Origin of the sequence: Actinosynnema sp. CS-041913 (genome assembly GCF_050942485.1) — a bacterium.
Classification (GTDB): Bacteria; Actinomycetota; Actinomycetes; order Mycobacteriales; family Pseudonocardiaceae; genus Actinosynnema.
Window position 1 is genome coordinate 7,843,416 of record NZ_CP192037.1, and the last position, 18,318, is coordinate 7,861,733.

Sequence of the window (18,318 nt, forward strand, 5' to 3'; positions counted from 1 at the left end):
CTAGAGGGCTACATGTTGATCATGTGGCCTGCCAGGCCGTGGACGGCTTCCTTCACCGCTTCGCCCAGGGTCGGGTGGGCGTGGACGTTGCGGGCCACCTCGTGCACGGTCAGGTCCCACTGCTGGGCCAGGGTCAGTTCCGGCAGGAGTTCCGTCACGTCGGGGCCGATCAGGTGGCCGCCGAGGAGTTCGCCGTACTTCTTGTCGCTGATCAGCTTCACGAAGCCAGCCGTGTCGCCGATGCCGTGCGCCTTGCCGTTCGCCATGAACGGGAACTTCGCCACCTCCACGTCGTAGCCCTTCTCGCGGGCCTGGGCCTCGGTGTAGCCGAAGCTCGCGATCTGGGGCTGGCAGTACGTCGCGCGGGGGATCATCACGTAGTCGAGTTCCATGGTTTCCGCGCCGGCGATGCTCTCCGCCGCGATGATGCCCATCGACTCGGCCGCGTGGGCGAGCATCAGTTTCGCCGTCACGTCGCCGATGGCGTAGATGTTCGGCACGTTGGTGCGGCTGTGGCCGTCCACGGCGATCGCGCCGCGTTCGGTCAGCTCGACGCCGGTGTTCTCCAGGCCGTAGCCCTCGACGCGCGGCTGGAAGCCGATGGCCTGCATGACCTTGTCGGCTTCCAGGACCTCCTGCCGGCCGTCCTTGGACACGGTGACGCGGACCTTCGCGCCCGTGTCGTCGATGGACTCCACGCGCGTTCCGGTGCGGACGTCGATGCCCAGGCGCTTGTAGCGCTTCGCCAGTTCCGTGGAGACCTCGACGTCCTCCAGGGGCACCACGCGGTCCAGGAACTCCACGATCGTGACCTTGACGCCGTAGTTGTGCAGCACGTAGGCGAACTCGACGCCGATCGCGCCCGCACCGGCGATGACGATGCTCTCCGGCAGGTCCGACGAGAGGATCTGCTCCTCGTACGTGACCACGCGCTCCGAGAGGGTGGTGCCGGGCAGGAGGCGGGTGGTGGCTCCGGCGGCGATGATCGCGTGGCCGAACGTGACCGTTTCTTCACCCACCTGGATGGTGTTCGCGTCTACGAAGGCCCCCCGGCCGTTGTACTCGGTGATGCCGTTCTTCTTCATCAGGAAGTGCACGCCCTTGACGCGGCCGTCCGCGACCTTGCGGCTGCGGTCGAAGGCGGCGCCGTAGTCGAACTTCACCGTGCCCTCGACCTGGATGCCGTAGGTCTTCTGCTCGTGGGTGAACAGGTGGGCGAGTTCGGCGTTGCGCAGCAGCGCCTTCGACGGGATGCAGCCCACGTTCAGGCACACCCCGCCCCAGTAACGCTCCTCGATGATCGCCGTTTTCAGCCCTAGCTGGGCCGCGCGGATCGCGGCGACGTACCCGCCTGGCCCCGCACCGAGGACCACGACGTCAAAGTGTGCGCTCATGAACGACACATTAGGTGCCCAGTTGGTCGGACAAGAACTCGATGGCACGACGCCACGCGTCCGCCCGCGCCGCCGCCGTGGCCTCCGGGCTGCCGTCCAGGAAGAACCGCACGCCCGGTCCGGGGACGACCAGGTCCGTGGTGGGGCGGTGGGGCGGCCCGGCGATCAGGTGCCCGGCCTCCGGGTACACCACGTGTTCGTACCTGAACGGGTGGTTGTGCTCGGTCAGGCGGCGTTCCGCCACCCCGCTCAGCTCCGCGCTCGGCCAGCCTCCGTCACGGCCGGATGAGAGGAGCAACACACCCCCGACGATCCGTTCGACCGGGATCTCGGTGTCCTCCGGGATGCCGTCCGACAGGTCGAACGCCAGGCGCAGGGGCACGGGTTCGCCGTCGACGACCTTCTGCCGCAGTTCGTGGGGGAGGTCGTAGGGCAGGTACGGGATCGGGCGGCCCTGCCACGTCCACGAGGCCGCTTCGTGGCTCAGCTTCTCCAGCAGGCGGGCTCCCGGGCCGATGCACTGGGTGACCACGCCGCTGCCCACGACGCTCACCACCGCCCTGACCTCGGGGAACGTGGAGGCGGCCAGCAGTGCCAGTTCACCGCCCCGTGAGCCGCCGATGAGGCCCACTTCGCCGGCTCGCTCCTTGAGGAAGTCGACGGCCTTGCCGACGTGCTCCAGCGGGATGTCGACCAGGTCCTCCGGGACGCCCTCGGCGCCGAAGTAGGCCAGTGCGAGAGCGCTGAAGCCGTGGCCGGCCAGGAGGGCGGCGTCGAGTTCGTGCCGGCCGCCTTCGGAGCCGCCCAGCACGATGGCGCCGGGGTAGGTGTCGTCGTCGGCCGGCTCGAACAGGACGGCGGAGAGTTCCGGCACCTCGGTGCGCTTGACGTTCTCCGGCGTCGTCAGGCGCTCGATCGCGACCTGGCCCACGCCGTCGACCGCGATGACCGTCGGGCCGGGCTTTTCACCCGTCGGGGTCATGGACCAGAACAGGCCCATCGGGTCGACGCGCCCGTAGCTGCCGGAGAGGGGCGTGTGCCTGGTCAGGTCGACCACGCCACGGCTGTCGGAGCGGAAGACGGCGTGTGACGAACGGTCTCCCGTGGTGGCCCGGACGGTCGTCTCGGTGTCCGGTTCCAGGCCGACGACCAGGATGTCCAAGGTCGCGTCGAGTGGGGCGCACTGCGGGTTCACCAGGATTTCCGCCATCGTGCGCCCTCCCGTCAGTCACCCGCCGGCAAGCCGTTCCGCCCGGTCGGCCGCCGCCAGCGCGTCGAGCACCGCGTCGAGGTCGCCGTCCAGCACTTGATCCAGGTTATGGGCTTTGTACCCGACACGGTGATCGGAAATGCGTGATTCCGGGAAGTTGTACGTCCGGACCCGTTCGGAGCGGTCCACGGTGCGGATCTGGGTGCGCCGCGCGTCGGACGCCTCCTGCTGCGCCTTCTCCTCGGCCAGCACCTGGAGGCGGGCTTGGAGCACCTGCATCGCGCGCGCCTTGTTCTGGAGCTGGCTGCGCTCGTTCTGGCAGGACACCACGATGCCGGTCGGCAGGTGCGTGATGCGGACCGCCGAGTCGGTCGTGTTGACGCTCTGCCCGCCCTTGCCGGAGGACCGGAACACGTCCACGCGCAGGTCGTTCTCGTCGATCTCGATCTCGACGTCCTCGGTCTCCGGGAACACCAGGACACCGGCCGCGCTGGTGTGGATGCGGCCCTGGCTCTCCGTCACCGGCACGCGCTGCACCCGGTGCACGCCGCCCTCGTACTTCAGCCGCGACCACACCCCGTCCGGGGAATCGGTCTTCGCCTTGATCGCGACCGTGACGTCCTTGTACCCGCCCAGGTCCGAGTCGGTGCCGTCGAGCACTTCGGCCTTCCAGCCGTGGCGCTCCGCGTACCGGAGGTACATGCGCAGCAGGTCGCCCGCGAACAACGCGGACTCCTCTCCGCCTTCGCCGGACTTGATCTCCAGGACCACGTCGGCCGAGTCGTGCGGGTCGCGGGGCAGCAGCAGTTCGGTGAGCCGCTCCTCGATCTTCGGGATGCGCTGGGCGAGGTCCTCGGCCTCGGCCTGGAACGTCGAGTCCTCGGCCGCCAGCTCTTTCGCCGCCTCCAGGTCGTTGCGCGCCTGGTCCAGCTCACGGGCCGTGCGGACGATCGGCGTCAGCTCGGCGTAGCGCTTGCCGAGCTTGCGCGCGCCGGCCTGGTCGGCGTGCACCGAGGGGTCGGCGAGCTTCGCCTCCAGCTCGGCGTGCTCGGCGAGCAGTGCTTCCAGGGTCACGTTCGGCGCTCCGGTCTCGAATAGTGCTGATGAGACGACAACGGCGTCCACCCGGGCAGACCCGGGTGGACGCCGTCGGCGCGGCTACTTGCCCTTGCGCTTGCCGTAACGCGCCTCGAAACGCGCGACCCGGCCACCGGTGTCGAGGATCTTCTGCTTGCCGGTGTAGAACGGGTGGCAGTTCGAGCAGACCTCGACGTGGATGGAGCCGGAAGTCTTGGTGCTGCGCGTGGTGAACGTGTTCCCACAGCCGCAGGTGACCTCGGTCGTCACGTACTCGGGGTGGATGCCGGTCTTCAACGTCTTGTCCCTCTCTTCGGTGGCCGCCGGGTCCTCGGGTTGTTCGGAGGTGAACCGGAGCCGGACTCGACCTGACAGTCTGCCAGATGCCGTCAGCACTGGTGACAACGCATTCCGGTCCCGAGCTGTTCCCGTGGCAGGTCTCACTACCGCTTGTCGACCGTGGTCGACCATTTGGCGCATAAGGTAGCCGTTGGACTACTCAGAGTTCCTATGAGCAGCCCTCGGACGTGAAAATACAACCGTGCTGTGCGCCTCCGGACGCCCGCTGCGGTTGACCACGTGGCTGGCCGTGCCCTTCCTGTTCGGCAGCGCCGTGCTCGGCCTGACCGGCCTGGCAGGGCTGCTCGTCGGCGCTCCTCACGACATCACCCTGGTCAGCCCTTTGTTCGGCGCGGCGGTGGCCGTCGGCTTCGCGGCCAGCGGCATGGTGATCTGGCACAGCGAACGTCAGCGCGCCTGGCTGCGGTGGGGTTACCTGGCCGCTTGGCTGGCGATCGGGATCGGGGTGGACGGCCTGCGCGTGCCTGTGGTGGGCGCCGTGGCGATCGGCGTGCCGGCCCTGGTGTTCTTGGTCGCTTGTTACGTACTCGAACGCCGCCGAACCGCTTCGTTAGCCCAGCACGACCTGACCCTTTCACGAAGCGGCTGCTGATCCGGGGCCTCGGCATGCGCGGGCACCGCAACCTGAGGCTTGCGCGAGCACCGCAGCCCGAGGCTTGCGCGAGCACCGCAGCAAAGAGCTTGCGCGAGCACAAAGAAGGGGCCTCGTGTTCTCCCCGTATGGCCTGCCCGCAGGGCAACCGCGCTTGTCAAGGAGGTGCAAGCACGCTTTTCGCTTGCGCCTCCTTGACAAGTGTGGTGGTCTTTGACCAGGTCATACGGGGAGAACACGACGCCTTGGCATTTCCTCCCCGGAGGCCTGCCCAGCGGCGAGCGTCGCTTTTCGCTTTTAGACGAAAGCTAAAAGCGTCCTCGCCGGACAGGCAGGCCGCCAAGGATGTACACAAAAGCAAGACTCGGGCGTCGTGCCATCCCCGCATGACCTGGTCAAAAGACAACCACCCTTGTCAGGAATGCGCAAGCGAAAAGCGTGCTTGCGCATTCCTGACAAGCGCGGTTCCCTGCGGGCAGGCCATACGGGGATGACACGCAGCCCACCTGGGGGTGTGCGCTGCGCGCGCCGGGGCTAGAGCGCGGAGCGCGTCGCTGCTTGAGCGCGGAGGGTACGGCGTGTTGTGGGTGGGTGGCGGGAGGTTTTTTGTGCAAGCGAAAGGCCCGTCGACGTGGATTGTCGGCGGGCCTTTCGCTTTTGTTCCGGGTTGGTCAGTCGTTGTCCGCGCCGGGGGTTGTCTTGGCTACCTGCATCAGGAACTCGATGTTGGTCCGGCTCTTGCGGAGGCGGTCCAGTAGCAGGTCGATGGCCTGCTGGCTGTCGAGTGCGTGCAGGACCCGGCGGAGCTTGTGCATCACTGCCAGCTCGTCCGGGGACAGGAGCAGGTCTTCCTTGCGGGTGCCGGACGAGTCCACGTCCACCGCCGGGAAGGTGCGCTTGTCGGCGATCTTCCGGTCCAGCTTGAGTTCGGCGTTGCCGGTGCCCTTGAACTCTTCGAAGATCACGCTGTCGCCTGCCGAGCCGGTTTCCACCAGGGCCGTCGCGATGACGGTCAGGCTGCCGCCTCCCTCGATGTTCCTCGCCGCGCCGAGGAAGCGCTTCGGCGGGTAGAGGGCGGTCGAGTCGACGCCGCCGGACAGGATTCGGCCGCTCGCCGGGGCCGCCAGGTTGTAGGCGCGGCCCAGGCGGGTGATCGAGTCGAGCAGCACTACCACGTCGTGGCCCATTTCGACCAGGCGCTTCGCCCGTTCGATGGCCAGTTCCGAGATGGTGGTGTGGTCCGACGGGGGGCGGTCGAAGGTGGAGGCGATGACCTCGCCCTTCACCGAGCGCTGCATGTCGGTCACTTCTTCGGGGCGTTCGTCCACCAGGACCACCATCAGGTGGCATTCCGGGTTGTTCTTCGTGATCGCGTTCGCGATCGACTGGAGAACGGACGTCTTGCCCGCCTTCGGCGGCGACACGACCAGTGCTCGCTGACCCTTGCCGATCGGCATCACCAGATCGATGACGCGGGTCGTCAGGATGTGCGGTTCCGTCTCCAAGCGCAAGCGCTCGTTCGGGTACAGCGGGGTCAGCTTGGTGAAGTCGGGGCGGTTCTTCGACTCCTCCGGGTCCAGGCCGTTGATCTTGTCTACGCGCACCAACGGGTTGAACTTCTGGCGTTGCTGTTCACCGTCGCGTGGCTGGCGGACGGCGCCGATGAGGGCGTCGCCGCGGCGCAGGCCGTACTTGCGGACCAGGGACAGCGACACGTAGACGTCGTTCGGGCCGGCCAGGTAGCCGGACGTGCGGACGAACGCGTAGTTCTCCAGCACGTCCAGGATGCCCGCCACCGGGAGCAGGACGTCGTCCTCGCGCACCTCGGTGTCGGGGCCGCCGGTCGCGCCGTCGCCCCGGCCGCCACGACGGCGGCGGTCGCGGAAGCGGCGGCCCCGGCGGCCTCCGTCCTCGTCGTCCTGGTCGTCCTGGACGTTCTGGCGGTTGCGGTTCTGGTCCCGGTCGCGGTCCCGGTCACGGCCGCCATCGCGGTCCCGGTCACGGTCGCGGCGGTTGCCGCGGTCGCCCCGGTCCTGGCGCTGGTCGCCGCGGTCCTGGCGCTGTTCGCGCTGCTCGCCGCGGTCCTGGCGGTCGCCGCGGTCCTGCTGCGGACGATCCTGCTGCGAGCGGTCCTGCTGCGGACGGTCGTGCTGCCGGTCCTGCTGGGGACGGTCCTGCTGCGGGCGGTCCGGGCGCTCCTGCGCCGGGCGGTCCTGCTGCTGGGGACGGTCCTGCGGCTGGGCCGGAGCGTCGGCGGCGGCCGGCTGGCCGCCCTCGGGGCTGCCCGCCGGGCGGTTGGCGGAACGGCGGCGGCGGTTGCCCCGGCGACCGCCCTCCTCCTCGGCGCCGGCGGAGCGGTCGGCCACGTCGAGCTGCTGCTGCGTCGGCTTCTCCACCGGCTTCTCGACCACGGCGGCGGGCGCCTCGGCGACCGCGGGCTTCTCGGCTACCGGCTTCTCGGCGGCGGGCTTCTTCTCGGCCTTCGGCGGCGTCGCGGCACTGCCCCGACCGGAGGTGCCGCCCTGCCGTTCCTTGATGGCCGCGATGAGGTCGCCCTTGCGGAGCCCCGCGGTGCCGGTGATGCCAAGCTGACCTGCGAGTTCACGGAGTTCGGCGAGCACCATACCGGAGAGTCCGGCGCGCTTGCGCGGCGGGGCGCTGCCGTTCGAAGGGGTGGTCAGGGCGTTCTCCTCGGCTCCGGAACTGGCTGCGGCGTTGGGAGCAGCTGGAGCTTCGCTGCTCAGCACATCGGTGTTGCTCACACATGTCCTTCCTGACCGGACCGCGCCTCCTACGCGGACCAGCGGACCTGCCGTCCGACGGAATGCGGACCGGCAGTTTCGCCTGCGTCTCGGAGGACTTCGCCGTCGCGTTGACGCGCACGAATACGGAGTCCACCGGCACGAGACGTTCTCGGTCACACGGCGAGCGGGTGCCTTCCAGCGCCAACCCCGTCCATACGGCACAGGGCCAAGTCACTGGAGGAATGCGATCCGGAGCGAATGTCCGGGCACCACACCGGCGCCCGTGCGCGCGGTGACTGATGGCCCCGAGGGTAGACGCCGGTCCGGCCGGGTGCAACAACCGGGGCACGGCGCGTCGCATCACTCAACCGAGTGGCGCAACGCGTACTCCCTCCGGGGCGACCGGCACGTGGTGGGCTGTGAAGCCGCTCACGTTCACCCCTTCGGGCAGCTTCCCGTCCTCCGGCAGCGCCAGCACGGTCGGGCCCGCGCCCGACACGGCCGCCGGCACCCCGGCCGCCCGCAACGCCTTGACCAGTGCGTACGTCGCCGGCCAAGCCGATTCGCGGTACGGCTCGTGGAGCCGGTCGGCCAGCGCGTCGAGCAGCAGCGAAGGGTCCGCGGTGAGCGCGTGGACGGCGAGCGCGGCCCGGCCGACGGCGAACGCGGCGTCCGCGTGCGGCACCGAGGCGGGCAGCAGGCCGCGGGTCGTCGTGGTGGCCGACTCCTGCTCGGGCACCAGCACGACCGGCGCGAGCGCGGGGTGCGGGTCCAGACGCACCGCGCGGAACCGGTCACCCTGCGTCCACGCCAGCGCCACCCCGCCGAACAGGGCTGCCGCCGCGTTGTCCGCGTGGCCCTCGAACTCGGCTGCGAGTTGCAACGCGCTCGTGTCCAACTCGTGGCCGGCCAGCGCGTATCCGGCCGCCACGCCCGCCACCACGGCCCCCGCCGAGGAGCCGAGGCCGCGCGCGTGCGGAATCGCGTTCCGGCACCGCAGCCGCAAGCCCGGGACGCTCACGTCCAGCCGCTCGCAGGCGGCCCGGAACGCCCGGACGACCAGGTGCGACTCGTCCGTGGGCAGGTCACGGCCCTCACCGGAGACCTCGACCACCAGCCCGTCCGGCCGCACCTCGAACTCGACTTCGTCGCGGATGCCCAGCGCCATGCCCAGCGCGTCGAACCCGGAGCCTAGGTTGGCGGTGGTCGCGGGGACGGTGACCAGGACGCCGGTCATGCCAGTTCCAGCGCGGTGGCGACCGCGCCGGGGTCGACCGGGACCGGCTCGACCTCGGTCACGCCGAGCAACGCCGTGTCCGGGTCCTTCAGGCCGTGGCCGGTGACCGTGCAGACGACCACGGAGCCCTTGGGCAGCCGGCCGTCGGCGGCGGTGGCGAGCAGGCCCGCGACGCTGGTCGCGGAGGCCGGCTCGACGAAGATGCCCTCCCGCGAGGCCAGCAGCCGGTAGGCGGACAGGATCTTCTCGTCCGTGACGGCCTCGAACAGCCCGCCGGACTGCTCCTTGGCGGTCACCGCGCCGGTCCACGACGCCGGGCTGCCCACCCGGATGGCGGTGGCGATGGTCTCCGGGTTCGCGACCGGCTCGCCGAGCACGAGCGGCGCGGCGCCGGCAGCCTGGAAGCCGAACATGCGCGGGGTCGAGCCGACCACGCCGTCGTTCGCGTAGTCCGAGTAGCCGCGCCAGTACGCGGTGATGTTGCCCGCGTTGCCGACCGGGAGGCAGTGGATGTCCGGCGCGCGCCCGAGGACGTCGCAGATCTCCCAGGCGGCGGTCTTCTGCCCGACCAGCCGGACCGGGTTGACCGAGTTCACCAGGGTGATCGGGTACTCGACGGAGGTCTTGGAGGCCAGTTCGAGGCAGTCGTCGAAGTTGCCGTCGATCTGGAGGATGCGCGCGCCGTGCGCCACGGCCTGGGCGAGCTTGCCCAGGGCGATCTTCCCGCGCGGCACCAGCACGGCGGCGGTGAGGCCGGCCTTGGCGGCGTAGGCGGCGGCGGACGCCGAGGTGTTGCCGGTCGACGCGCAGATGACCGCCTTGATGCCGCTGGCCAGCGCGTGCGTCATGGCCACGGTCATGCCGCGGTCCTTGAACGAGCCGGTCGGGTTGGCGCCCTCGACCTTGACGTACACCTGGCAGCCGGTCACGTCCGACAGGTAGTCCGAGGCCACCAGCGGCGTGCCACCCTCGTGCAGGGTGACCACCTTCGCCCCTTCGGGGAGCCGGATCCGGTCCGCGTAGGCGTGGATGATGCCGGGCCACCCCGGCCGCGCTGAAGTCTGACTGTCGGCTCCGCCGCCTGAAGTCTGACTGTCGGCTCCGCCGACGGTCGCCTGGGCCGTCATGTCTCTTCGCCTTCCACCCGCATGACACTCACGACTTCTCGAACCACGGGCAGTCCGCCGATTTTGTCCACGGTCGACCGCAGTGCCGCGTCGGTCGCGGCGTGGGTGACGATCACCAGGCTGGCGTCGTCCACCCGCCCCTCCTGCCGGACCGCCGCGATGCTCACGTCGTGCTCCGCGAACACCGCCGCGACCTGCGACAGCACACCTGGCCGGTCGGCCACGTCGAGGCTGATGTGGTACCTGGTCGGGGCCTGGCCCATCGGCCGCACGGGCAGCCCCGCGTACGCCGACTCACGCGGGCCGCGCCCGCTGACCACCCGGTTGCGGGCCACCGCGACGAGGTCGCCGAGCACCGCGCTGGCCGTGGGCGCGCCGCCCGCGCCCTTGCCGTAGAACATCATCTCGCCCGCCGCGTCGGCCTCCACGAACACCGCGTTGAACGCACCGTGCACGCCCGCGAGCGGGTGGGTCCGGGGGATCATCGCCGGGTGCACCCGCACGGAGATGCTCTCCTCCGCGTGCTCGGCCCCGGAGACCCGCTCGCAGATCGCCAGCAGCTTCACGGTGCGGCCCAGGCCCTTGGCGGCGGCGATGTCGGCCGCGCTGACCGACGCGATGCCCTCGCGGTACACGTCGGCGGCGGTCACCCGGCTGTGGAACGCCAGCGACGCCAGGATCGCGGCCTTGGACGCGGCGTCGAACCCGTCCACGTCCGCCGTCGGGTCGGCCTCGGCGTAGCCCAGCCGGGTCGCCTCCTCCAGCGTCTCGGCGTAGCCCGCACCGGTGGAGTCCATGCCCGAAAGGATGAAGTTGGTGGTGCCGTTGACGATCCCCATCACGCGGGTGATCCGGTCGCCGGCCAGCGACTCGCGCAGCGGGCGCAGCAGCGGGATCGCGCCCGCCACCGCCGCCTCGAAGTACAGGTCCGCGCCGGTCGCGTCGGCCGCCTCGAACAGCTCGCCGGAGTACTCGGCGAGCAGCGCCTTGTTCGCCGTCACCACCGACTTGCCGGCGGTCAGCGCCTTCAGCAGCCAGGTGCGGGCGGGCTCGATGCCGCCGACCACCTCCACCACCACGTCGACGTCGGACTCGACCAGCGCGTCGACGTCCGTGGTGAGCAGTTCGGCGGGCACCTCGCGGTGCTTGTTCGGCTTGCGCACCGCGATGCCGGCCAGCTCCACGGGAGCGCCGACGCGCGCGGTGAGGTCCGCCGCCTGGTCGGTCAGCAGCCGGACCACTTCGGTCCCGACCGTGCCGCAGCCGAGCAGCGCGACTTTGATCGGTTTCTGGCCAGGCACGTCATACCTCCAGGCGGAACAGGTCTTCCTCGGTCTCCCGGCGCAGCAGCAACCGGGACTGGCCCGCCGCGACGGCGGCGACCGCCGGTCGGGGCAGCCGGTTGTAGCCGCTGGCCATCGAGTAGCAGTACGCGCCGGTCGCCGCGACGGCGATCAGGTCGCCGGGCGCCAGGTCTTCGGGCAGCCAGCAGTCGCGCACCACGACGTCGCCGGACTCGCAGTGCTTGCCCACGACGCGGCACAGCACGGCCCGCGCGTCGGGCTCCGCCTTGCGGGACACCAGCTTGCAGTCGTAGACGGCGTCGTACAGGGCGGTGCGGATGTTGTCGCTCATGCCGCCGTCGACGCTCACGTACCGGCGGATCACGCCGGCGTCGAGCTGGACGTCCTTGATGGTGCCCACCTCGTACAGCGTGACCGTGCCGGGGCCGACGATGGCCCGGCCCGGCTCGACCGCGACGGCGGGCGCCGGCAGCGAGCTGTGCTCGCACTCCTTGCCCACGATGTTCTTGAGCTGCCGGGCCAGTTCGGCGGGCGGCGGCGGGTCCTCGTCCGGCGTGTACGCGATGCCCAGGCCGCCGCCGAGGTCCACTGTGGACAGGCGCTCCAGGATGCCTTCGCCGTGCTCGTCGCGGAGGTCCGAGAGCAGGCCGATCACCCTTCGGGCGGCCACTTCGAAGCCGCTGGCGTCGAAGATCTGCGAGCCGATGTGGCTGTGCAGGCCGACCAGGCGCAGGCCCTCGGACTTCAGCACGCGGCGCGCCGCCTCCGCCGCGTCGCCGGAGGTCAGCGAGAAGCCGAACTTCTGGTCCTCGTGCGCGGTGGCGATGAACTCGTGGGTGTGCGCCTCGACGCCGACCGTGACCCGGATCATCACCGGCTGCACGCGCCCGCGCTCACGGGCGACCTGGTCCAGCCGCGCGATCTCGTAGTACGAGTCGAGCACCACCACGCCCACGCCCGCGTCCACGGCGGCCGTCAGCTCGGCGACGGACTTGTTGTTGCCGTGCAACGCGATCCGCTCCGGCGGGAACTCCGCCCGCAGCGCGATGGCCAGCTCGCCGCCACTGCACACGTCGATGCTCAGGCCCTCGTCGGCGACCCAGCGCGCCACCTCGACGGACAGGAACGCCTTGGACGCGTAGTGCACCTGCGTGGGGTCGCCGAACGCCTCGGCGTGGTCGCGGCAACGGGACCGGAAGTCGTCCTCGTCCATCACGAACAGCGGCGTGCCGAACTCCTCGGCCAACGCCCGCACGTCCACCCCGGCGAGGCGGACCGCGCCGTCCTCTCCGCGGGAGGCGTTGCGCGGCCACACCTGCCGGTGCAGCTCGTCGATCGCGTCCGGGGTGGACGGGCGGTAGCCCGCGGTGTTCGACGGGACCAGGACGTCGGCGTGCCGGGGACCGGCCGGGTGCGCCCTCATCACATCCGCTCCGGGGCGCTCACGCCGAGCAGCTTGAGGCCGTTGGCGAACACCTGCTTGGTCGCCGCGCAAAGCTGGAGCCGGGCGCGGTGCAGCTCGGTGGTCTCCTCGTCGCCGCGCGGCAGCACCCGACACGCCTCGTAGAACCGGTGGTAGGTGCCAGCCAGCTCCTCCAGGTACCGCGCGACCCGGTGCGGTTCGCGCAGCTCGCCCGCCGTGGCCACCACCCGCGGGAACTCGCCGACGGTGCGGATCAGGTCGCCCTCGCGGTCGTGGTCGAGCAGCTCGAACGACTCGCCCGGCGTGACACCCAGGTCCGCGGCGTTGCGCAGCAGCGACGCCAGCCGCGAGTGCGCGTACTGCACGTAGAACACCGGGTTGTCGTTGCTGCGCTTGCGCAGCAGGTCCAGGTCGATGTCCAGGGTCGAGTCGGCCGACGACCGCGTCATGGCGTACCGGGCAGCGTCCACGCCGACCGCCTCCACCAAGTCCTGGATGGTGATGACGTTGCCCGCGCGCTTGCTCATCCGCACCGGCTTGCCCTCGCTGACCAGGTTCACGAGCTGCCCGATCAGCACCTCGACGGTGTTCGGGTCGTCGCCCACCGCCGCCGCGGCGGCCTTGAGCCGCCCGATGTAGCCGTGGTGGTCCGCGCCGAACATGTAGATGCACAGGTCGAAGCCACGCGCCCGCTTGTCCAGGAAGTACGCGATGTCGCCCGCGATGTAGGCCGGCTCACCGTCGCTCTTGATGACCACCCGGTCCTTGTCGTCGCCGTACTCGGTCGAGCGCAGCCACCACGCGCCGTCCTCGAAGTACAGCCCGCCGGACGACTTGAGCTGCTCGATCGCCTTGGCCACCGCGCCGGACTCGTGCAGCGAGTTCTCGTGGTAGTACACGTCGAAGTCGGTGCCGAAGTCGTGCAGGTCGCGCTTGATCTCGTCGAACATCAGGTGCACGCCGATCCGGCGGAACACCTCGTGGCTGTCCTCGGCGGACAGGGCGTTCGGCTCGCGCTTGAGCACCTCGGCGGCGATGTCGCCGAGGTAGCCGCCCGCGTAGCCGTCCTCCGGGGCGGGCTCGCCCTTCGCGGCGGCGATCAGGGACCGCACGAACCGGTCGATCTGCGCGCCCGCGTCGTTGAAGTAGTACTCGCGGGTCACGTCGCCGCCGTTGGCGGCCAGGATGCGGCCCAGCGCGTCGCCCACCGCCGCCCACCGGGTGCCGCCCAGGTGGACGGGGCCGGTCGGGTTCGCCGAGACGAACTCCAGGTTGATCCGGGTGTCGGCGAACTGGTCGCCGTGGCCGTACCGCTCGCCCCGCGTCAGCACCTCGCGGACGATGTCGCCCTGCGCGTCGGCGGCCAGGCGGAGGTTCAGGAAGCCGGGGCCGGCGACCTCGGCCGACGCGATCGCGCCCGTGCCGGTGAGCGCCTCGGCCAGCCAGCCGGCCAGGTCACGGGGCACGACGCCGAGCTTCTTGGCGGTCTGGAGGGCCAGGTTCGTGGCGTAGTCGCCGTGCTCGGGGTTGCGGGGTCGCTCGATGGTCACCGCGGCGGGCAGGGCGGCGGGGTCGAGGCCGCGGGTGGACAGCACGTCCACGGCCGTCGCACGGACCAGATCAGCGAGCGCAGCGGGAGTCACCCGATAAGTCTAGGGAAACGTTCCCGCTGGTCTCGACCGGGATACGCGTCCCGAGGAGTGAGAGTGGCAACTCCGGGCAACTGTTAACGGCCACCCCCGGTGACCGGCAGTTGACGGCGACCAGACACAGTGTCCCTAGACTGGCCCGCGGCATGGGCGTAAGACGACTGACCTGAGGCGGACATGACCAGCGGCAAGAAGACTAAGGCCGCGCGCTCCAGCGTGGCGGCGGCGCGGACCTCGGTGGTGGCGAAGAAGCCGAAGCCGTGGGGCACCATCATCGCGGTGATCGCCGTGTTGGCGCTGGCAGGGACGGTGTTCGGGTACGCCTACGCGCAGATCTCGGAGAAGAACCAGCGCGAGGCCGCCCTGGCGAAGTGGAACCCGACCGAGGAGAACAAGGACCCCTCGGACCAGATCCAGGGCGTCGTCAAGAAGGACTACACGGCGGGCAAGCACGTGCAGCCGACGCAGCGCGTGGCCTACGACCAGTCGCCCCCCTTCGGTGGTCCGCACGACGGTGCGTGGGCGAACTGCACCGGCATCGTGTACCCCTCGGCCGTGCGCACCGAGAACATGGTCCACTCGCTGGAGCACGGCGCGGTGTGGATCGCGTACAACCCGGACCAGATCACCGGTGAGGCGCTGGACAAGCTGAAGCGGCGGGCCGACGGCCAGCAGTACACGATGCTGTCGCCCTACCCCGGCCTGGACAAGCCGATCTCGCTCCAGTCGTGGGGCCACCAGCTCAAGGTGGAGAGCGCCGACGACGAGCGCATCGACCAGTTCGTGCAGTCCCTCCGGCGCAACCAGTACACCTACCCGGAGACCGGCGCGGCGTGCGACTCGACCACGTTCGACGTGGACAACCCGCCGCCGTTCGTGGCCGAGAAGCCGGGCGCGGACGCCGTCCCGATGGACGGCGGCACGGAGGACCAGGCCGAGACCGGCAACACCCCCGGCGCACCGGCGGCCACCACCACGCCGGCGACCCAGCCGAGTAGCTGATCTTGACGTCCGAGCACACCGGACAGCAGCGGAGCGTCACCGCCACGCGGACCGTCGTCATCACGGCGGCCGTGCTGGCGGTGCTGCTGCTCGGCGCGGCGGTCGGGCTGCTGATCAAGCTGCCCGGCTCGGACTCCTCGTCCGCGCCGGGCAGGGACTCGGTGGACGTCGGGTTCGCGCAGGACATGGCGGTGCACCACCTCCAGGGCATCACCATGGCGAACACCGCGCGGGACAAGACGGCGGACCCGGCGATCCGGCAGTTGGCGTTCGACATCGAGTCCACGCAGCTTGAGCAGGTCGGGCGGATGAAGGGCTGGCTGAGCCTGTGGGGCCTGCCCGAGCAGTCCGCGGACGGCACGCACATGAAGTGGATGACGTCGTCCTCGCACCACTCGTCGTCCAACGAGGGCCGGACGGGGCTGATGCCCGGCATGGCCACGTCGGAGGAGCTGGCGAAACTGCGCTCGCTGACCGGCACCGAGTTCGACGTGTACTTCCTGCAACTGATGCTGCGGCACCACCAGGGCGGCGCGCCGATGGCCGAGTACGCGGCGCGGCAGGCCGGCATCCCGGTGGTCCGGACGCTCGCGGACAACATGCTGAAGTCGCAGGCCAGCGAGGGTGAGTACATGAAGCAGCTAATCACCGAACGCGGCGCCGCACCCCTCCCCTAGCCCGCTGTCGCGGCAACTCCCGGGGTTCACGGCCACGCCACGGACGCCGCCGGCCGCGCCGAGCCCCTCGGCCACGCCGAGTGCACGCGATCTCATCGGTCCACCTTCCGGTATGCGGCGCTCCGCAGGATGACCGCGAGCCGGGGTGCGGCGATGAAAACGATGCTGAGCAGTTCGATCCACCACCGGGTGCGGGGTGCTCCGCCGGCGCGCAGGTCCAACAGCCATCCGGCCCACTCCTCCCGGTACTCGTCCCTGACATCGGCGGGCAGCAGGCGACTCGCGCCTGTGATGGCACGGGAAGGTCGCGGAGACCGCCTTCCGTCGTAGGCCTCGATGCTCTCTGCCCTGGATAAGTGCCTGCGGTGGACGATGAGAGCGAGGGTGGTGACGCAGGCGGCGACGACAGCGACGGTGCCGCTGCCGACAGCGTCTGCGACGGCGGTGACAACGGCGGTGACGACGGCGACGACAAAGGCGGCGACCGCTGCGGTGAGGGCGAAGGTGACGACGGCGAAGGTGACGACAGAGGTGGTGACGACGGCAGCGCCGACGGCGGTGCCGCTGACGGCGACGGCAGCGGTGGCGAGCCTCTCGCGACCGCGTCGCATGGTGGGTGACATGGTTGCGGCTCCGCCTAGTGTCCGGGTTGGGTGTGCAGCGCGGGGAGGCTGCCTGTCGTCGTCGCCTCGGCTCGCATGACGGCCTGGTGGGCGAGGGTGGCTCCGTGGCCGGTGAACCGGTAGTAGCGACGTCGCGGCCTGCCTTGGTCCTCGTGGTCGCCGGGGTCTTCCCAGAAGCTCTCGATCAGCCCGGCTTGCCGGAGGCGGTTGAGGATCGGGTGCAGGGTGCCGGTCTTGAGCCCGGTCCGGCGGGCGATGTCGAGCCCGTAGCGCGGTGTCGCCGGGTCCTCCAGCAGCACGCGCAGCACCGCGACGGTCTGCGGTGTCATCCGCGGTCTGGTCATGACTGCACTCTACCTAGGTAGATCTGCTCACGCTACCTAGATAGACACGTGGCTGACGAGGTATTACGTCGAAGCCTCGGGCTTGGAGCGGGCCGGACAAGCCGTGCCTCCCAGGGAGGACCTGCCGGAGGGCACCAGCATTCCGGGTGGCTTCGCCGGCCCTAGTCGCGCGGCACCGGGGTCATCAGCAGGTCGGTCGGGTAGGCGGCGGTGGTGAACTTCGTGCGTACCGGCTTGCCGGGCACGGGCACCAGCCGCCAGCGGGCCGCCACCGTGGCCAGCGTGAGCACCGCCTCGGTCTGGGCGAACACGTTGCCGACGCACTGGCGGGCGCCGCCGCCGAACGGGACGAACGCGCCCTTCGGCAGCCGGGCGGCCCGGTCCGGCGTCCAGCGGTCGGGGTCGAAGCGCTCCGGGTCTGGGTAGTGGGCCGGGTCGTGGTGCACGCCGTGCGGGCTGATGATCACTTCCGCCCCGGCCGGCAGCCGCGTCCCGCCGAGGTCGACCGGCTCGACGGCCTTGCGCATCAGGATCCAGATCGGGTACTTGCGCAGCACCTCGTTGACCACGTGGTGCAGGTAGACCAGCTTCGGCAGGTCCTCGAACACCACCGGGCGGCCGGACAGCACCTCGTCCACCTCGGCGTGCACCCGCCGCTCCACCTCGGGGTTCGCGGCGATCTCGTGGAACACCCAGGCCAGCGCCAGCGCCGTGGTCTCGATGCCGGCCGTCAGCAGGGTCAGCACCTCGTCGTAGACCTGCTGGTCGGTCATGCCGTCGCCGGACTCCTCGTCCTGCGCCACGAGCAGCATGGACAGCAGGTCGCCGTGGTCCACGCCGGCCGACCGCCGGCTCGCGATGACGTCCAGCACGATGCCGCGCATCCGCTCGGTGGCCCGGTCGAACCGCCGGTTCACGGGCAGCGGCAGCCGGGCCACGAACCCGGGCGACAGCGCCCGCACCATCCCGTTCTTGGTCACGTCGAACACCGACCGGCGGATCTCGGCGATCACCGGCTGCCCCAGCTCGGTGGAGAACAGCGCCTCGCCGACGATGGTGACCGCGAGCGCCTGCATGTCGTGCTCCACCACCCGCACCTCGCCGGGCCGCCACGTCGAGGTCAGGTCGTCCGCCGCGCGGACCATCGTCGCCGCGTAGCGGGCGATGCGCTCGTGGTGGAACGCGGGCTGCACCATCCGCCGCTGCCGCCGGTGGAACCCGCCCTCGGACAGCACCAGCCCGTTGCCCAGGAACGGCCGGAACCGCTCGAACATGATTCCCTTGCGGAACCGCGAGCCGTCCGTGACCAGCACCTGGTGGACCAACCGGGGACTGGTCACGAAATAGGCCGGCACCGGACCGAGGCGGACTTCCACGATCTCGCCGAGATCACGCAGCCCGGCGGTGAATCGGGATCTCGCGCGCAGCAGTGACAGGGTGTGCCCGAGTAACGGTAACCTGCCGGGCGCGACCGGGACCGACATCATCGCTCCTCGATGGGAGTCGAATTCGGACGCTCTACAATAGGCGGCGCCCGACGGAAGTCGACAGTGTC

Annotated in this window: 16 protein-coding genes; 3 read left to right on the plus strand and 13 right to left on the minus strand. The window is 70.5% G+C overall.

Annotated features, from left to right (window positions below):
- Positions 1–8: 8 nt before the first annotated feature.
- The 4 genes from lpdA to rpmE form a co-directional block, all read right to left on the minus strand.
- Positions 9–1,394, minus strand: a complete 1,386-nt coding sequence (gene lpdA / locus ACQPZF_RS35325; RefSeq protein WP_433264529.1) for a dihydrolipoyl dehydrogenase — start codon at positions 1,392–1,394, stop codon at positions 9–11.
- Positions 1,395–1,404: 10 nt separating this feature from the next.
- Positions 1,405–2,604: an acyl-CoA thioester hydrolase/BAAT C-terminal domain-containing protein gene (locus tag ACQPZF_RS35330; RefSeq protein ID WP_433264531.1), complete on the minus strand. Its 1,200-nt coding sequence runs from the start codon at positions 2,602–2,604 to the stop codon at positions 1,405–1,407.
- An 18-nt stretch (positions 2,605–2,622) separates the two neighbouring features.
- Entirely contained in the window at positions 2,623–3,678 is a 1,056-nt protein-coding gene (gene prfA, locus ACQPZF_RS35335; protein WP_433264533.1) for a peptide chain release factor 1, read from the minus strand.
- An 84-nt stretch (positions 3,679–3,762) separates the two neighbouring features.
- On the minus strand, positions 3,763–3,978 hold the full coding sequence (rpmE, locus tag ACQPZF_RS35340) for a 50S ribosomal protein L31 (protein ID WP_204843815.1): 216 nt from the start codon (positions 3,976–3,978) through the stop codon (positions 3,763–3,765).
- A gap of 292 nt (positions 3,979–4,270) precedes the next feature.
- On the opposite strand from rpmE, the gene ACQPZF_RS35345 reads away from it, so the two are divergent.
- A complete protein-coding gene (locus tag ACQPZF_RS35345; RefSeq protein WP_433264535.1) occupies positions 4,271–4,633 on the plus strand; it encodes a hypothetical protein in 363 nt (120 codons plus the stop codon).
- A gap of 671 nt (positions 4,634–5,304) precedes the next feature.
- Here the strand turns inward: ACQPZF_RS35345 and rho are convergent.
- From rho to argS, 6 genes are all read right to left on the minus strand, one after another.
- Positions 5,305–7,395 carry a transcription termination factor Rho gene (gene rho / locus ACQPZF_RS35350; RefSeq protein ID WP_433264537.1) on the minus strand — a complete coding sequence of 697 codons (2,091 nt, stop codon included), beginning with the start codon at positions 7,393–7,395 and terminating at the stop codon, positions 5,305–5,307.
- Positions 7,396–7,741: 346 nt separating this feature from the next.
- Complete coding sequence (gene thrB, locus ACQPZF_RS35355) at positions 7,742–8,614, minus strand: homoserine kinase (protein WP_433264539.1); 873 nt, start codon at positions 8,612–8,614, stop codon at positions 7,742–7,744.
- Positions 8,611–9,741 (minus strand): threonine synthase, encoded by a 1,131-nt coding sequence (thrC, locus tag ACQPZF_RS35360; RefSeq protein ID WP_433264541.1) that lies wholly within the window; start codon positions 9,739–9,741, stop codon positions 8,611–8,613. The genes thrB and thrC overlap by 4 nt, the downstream gene beginning before the upstream one ends.
- A complete protein-coding gene (locus ACQPZF_RS35365; RefSeq protein WP_433264543.1) occupies positions 9,738–11,042 on the minus strand; it encodes a homoserine dehydrogenase in 1,305 nt (434 codons plus the stop codon). Before ACQPZF_RS35365 ends, thrC begins: the two co-directional genes overlap by 4 nt.
- A 1-nt stretch (position 11,043) precedes the next feature.
- Positions 11,044–12,468 carry a diaminopimelate decarboxylase gene (lysA, locus tag ACQPZF_RS35370; protein WP_433264545.1) on the minus strand — a complete coding sequence of 475 codons (1,425 nt, stop codon included), beginning with the start codon at positions 12,466–12,468 and terminating at the stop codon, positions 11,044–11,046.
- On the minus strand, positions 12,468–14,111 hold the full coding sequence (argS, locus tag ACQPZF_RS35375; RefSeq protein WP_433264547.1) for an arginine--tRNA ligase: 1,644 nt from the start codon (positions 14,109–14,111) through the stop codon (positions 12,468–12,470). Before argS ends, lysA begins: the two co-directional genes overlap by 1 nt.
- 183 nt (positions 14,112–14,294) lie before the next feature.
- On the opposite strand from argS, the gene ACQPZF_RS35380 reads away from it, so the two are divergent.
- Both ACQPZF_RS35380 and ACQPZF_RS35385 read left to right on the plus strand, forming a co-directional pair.
- The gene (locus tag ACQPZF_RS35380) at positions 14,295–15,119 is read left to right on the plus strand and encodes a DUF3105 domain-containing protein (protein WP_433264549.1); all 825 of its coding nucleotides are present in this window, start codon (positions 14,295–14,297) and stop codon (positions 15,117–15,119) included.
- A gap of 2 nt (positions 15,120–15,121) precedes the next feature.
- Positions 15,122–15,796, plus strand: coding sequence for a DUF305 domain-containing protein (locus ACQPZF_RS35385; protein WP_433264551.1), 675 nt, complete (start codon positions 15,122–15,124; stop codon positions 15,794–15,796).
- A gap of 92 nt (positions 15,797–15,888) precedes the next feature.
- Here the strand turns inward: ACQPZF_RS35385 and ACQPZF_RS35390 are convergent, their stop codons facing one another.
- The 3 genes from ACQPZF_RS35390 to ACQPZF_RS35400 form a co-directional block, all read right to left on the minus strand.
- Positions 15,889–16,419, minus strand: coding sequence for a hypothetical protein (locus ACQPZF_RS35390; protein WP_433264552.1), 531 nt, complete (start codon positions 16,417–16,419; stop codon positions 15,889–15,891).
- A gap of 14 nt (positions 16,420–16,433) precedes the next feature.
- Complete coding sequence (locus ACQPZF_RS35395) at positions 16,434–16,763, minus strand: PadR family transcriptional regulator (RefSeq protein WP_433264554.1); 330 nt, start codon at positions 16,761–16,763, stop codon at positions 16,434–16,436.
- Positions 16,764–16,924: 161 nt separating this feature from the next.
- Complete coding sequence (locus tag ACQPZF_RS35400; RefSeq protein ID WP_433264556.1) at positions 16,925–18,247, minus strand: cytochrome P450; 1,323 nt, start codon at positions 18,245–18,247, stop codon at positions 16,925–16,927.
- Between the last annotated feature and the right edge of the window lie 71 nt (positions 18,248–18,318).

What these genes read in the sequence shown, in the direction of transcription:
- lpdA (WP_433264529.1), bottom strand. Translation starts at nt 1,394, where the DNA reads ATGAGCGCACACTTTGACGTCGTGGTCCTCGGTGCGGGGCCAGGCGGG.
- ACQPZF_RS35330 (WP_433264531.1), bottom strand. Translation starts at nt 2,604, where the DNA reads ATGGCGGAAATCCTGGTGAACCCGCAGTGCGCCCCACTCGACGCGACC.
- thrB (WP_433264539.1), bottom strand. Translation starts at nt 8,614, where the DNA reads ATGACCGGCGTCCTGGTCACCGTCCCCGCGACCACCGCCAACCTAGGC.
- thrC (WP_433264541.1), bottom strand. Translation starts at nt 9,741, where the DNA reads ATGACGGCCCAGGCGACCGTCGGCGGAGCCGACAGTCAGACTTCAGGC.
- lysA (WP_433264545.1), bottom strand. Translation starts at nt 12,468, where the DNA reads ATGAGGGCGCACCCGGCCGGTCCCCGGCACGCCGACGTCCTGGTCCCG.
- ACQPZF_RS35380 (WP_433264549.1), top strand. Translation starts at nt 14,295, where the DNA reads ATGACCAGCGGCAAGAAGACTAAGGCCGCGCGCTCCAGCGTGGCGGCG.
- ACQPZF_RS35390 (WP_433264552.1), bottom strand. Translation starts at nt 16,419, where the DNA reads ATGTCACCCACCATGCGACGCGGTCGCGAGAGGCTCGCCACCGCTGCC.
- ACQPZF_RS35395 (WP_433264554.1), bottom strand. Translation starts at nt 16,763, where the DNA reads ATGACCAGACCGCGGATGACACCGCAGACCGTCGCGGTGCTGCGCGTG.
- ACQPZF_RS35400 (WP_433264556.1), bottom strand. Translation starts at nt 18,247, where the DNA reads ATGTCGGTCCCGGTCGCGCCCGGCAGGTTACCGTTACTCGGGCACACC.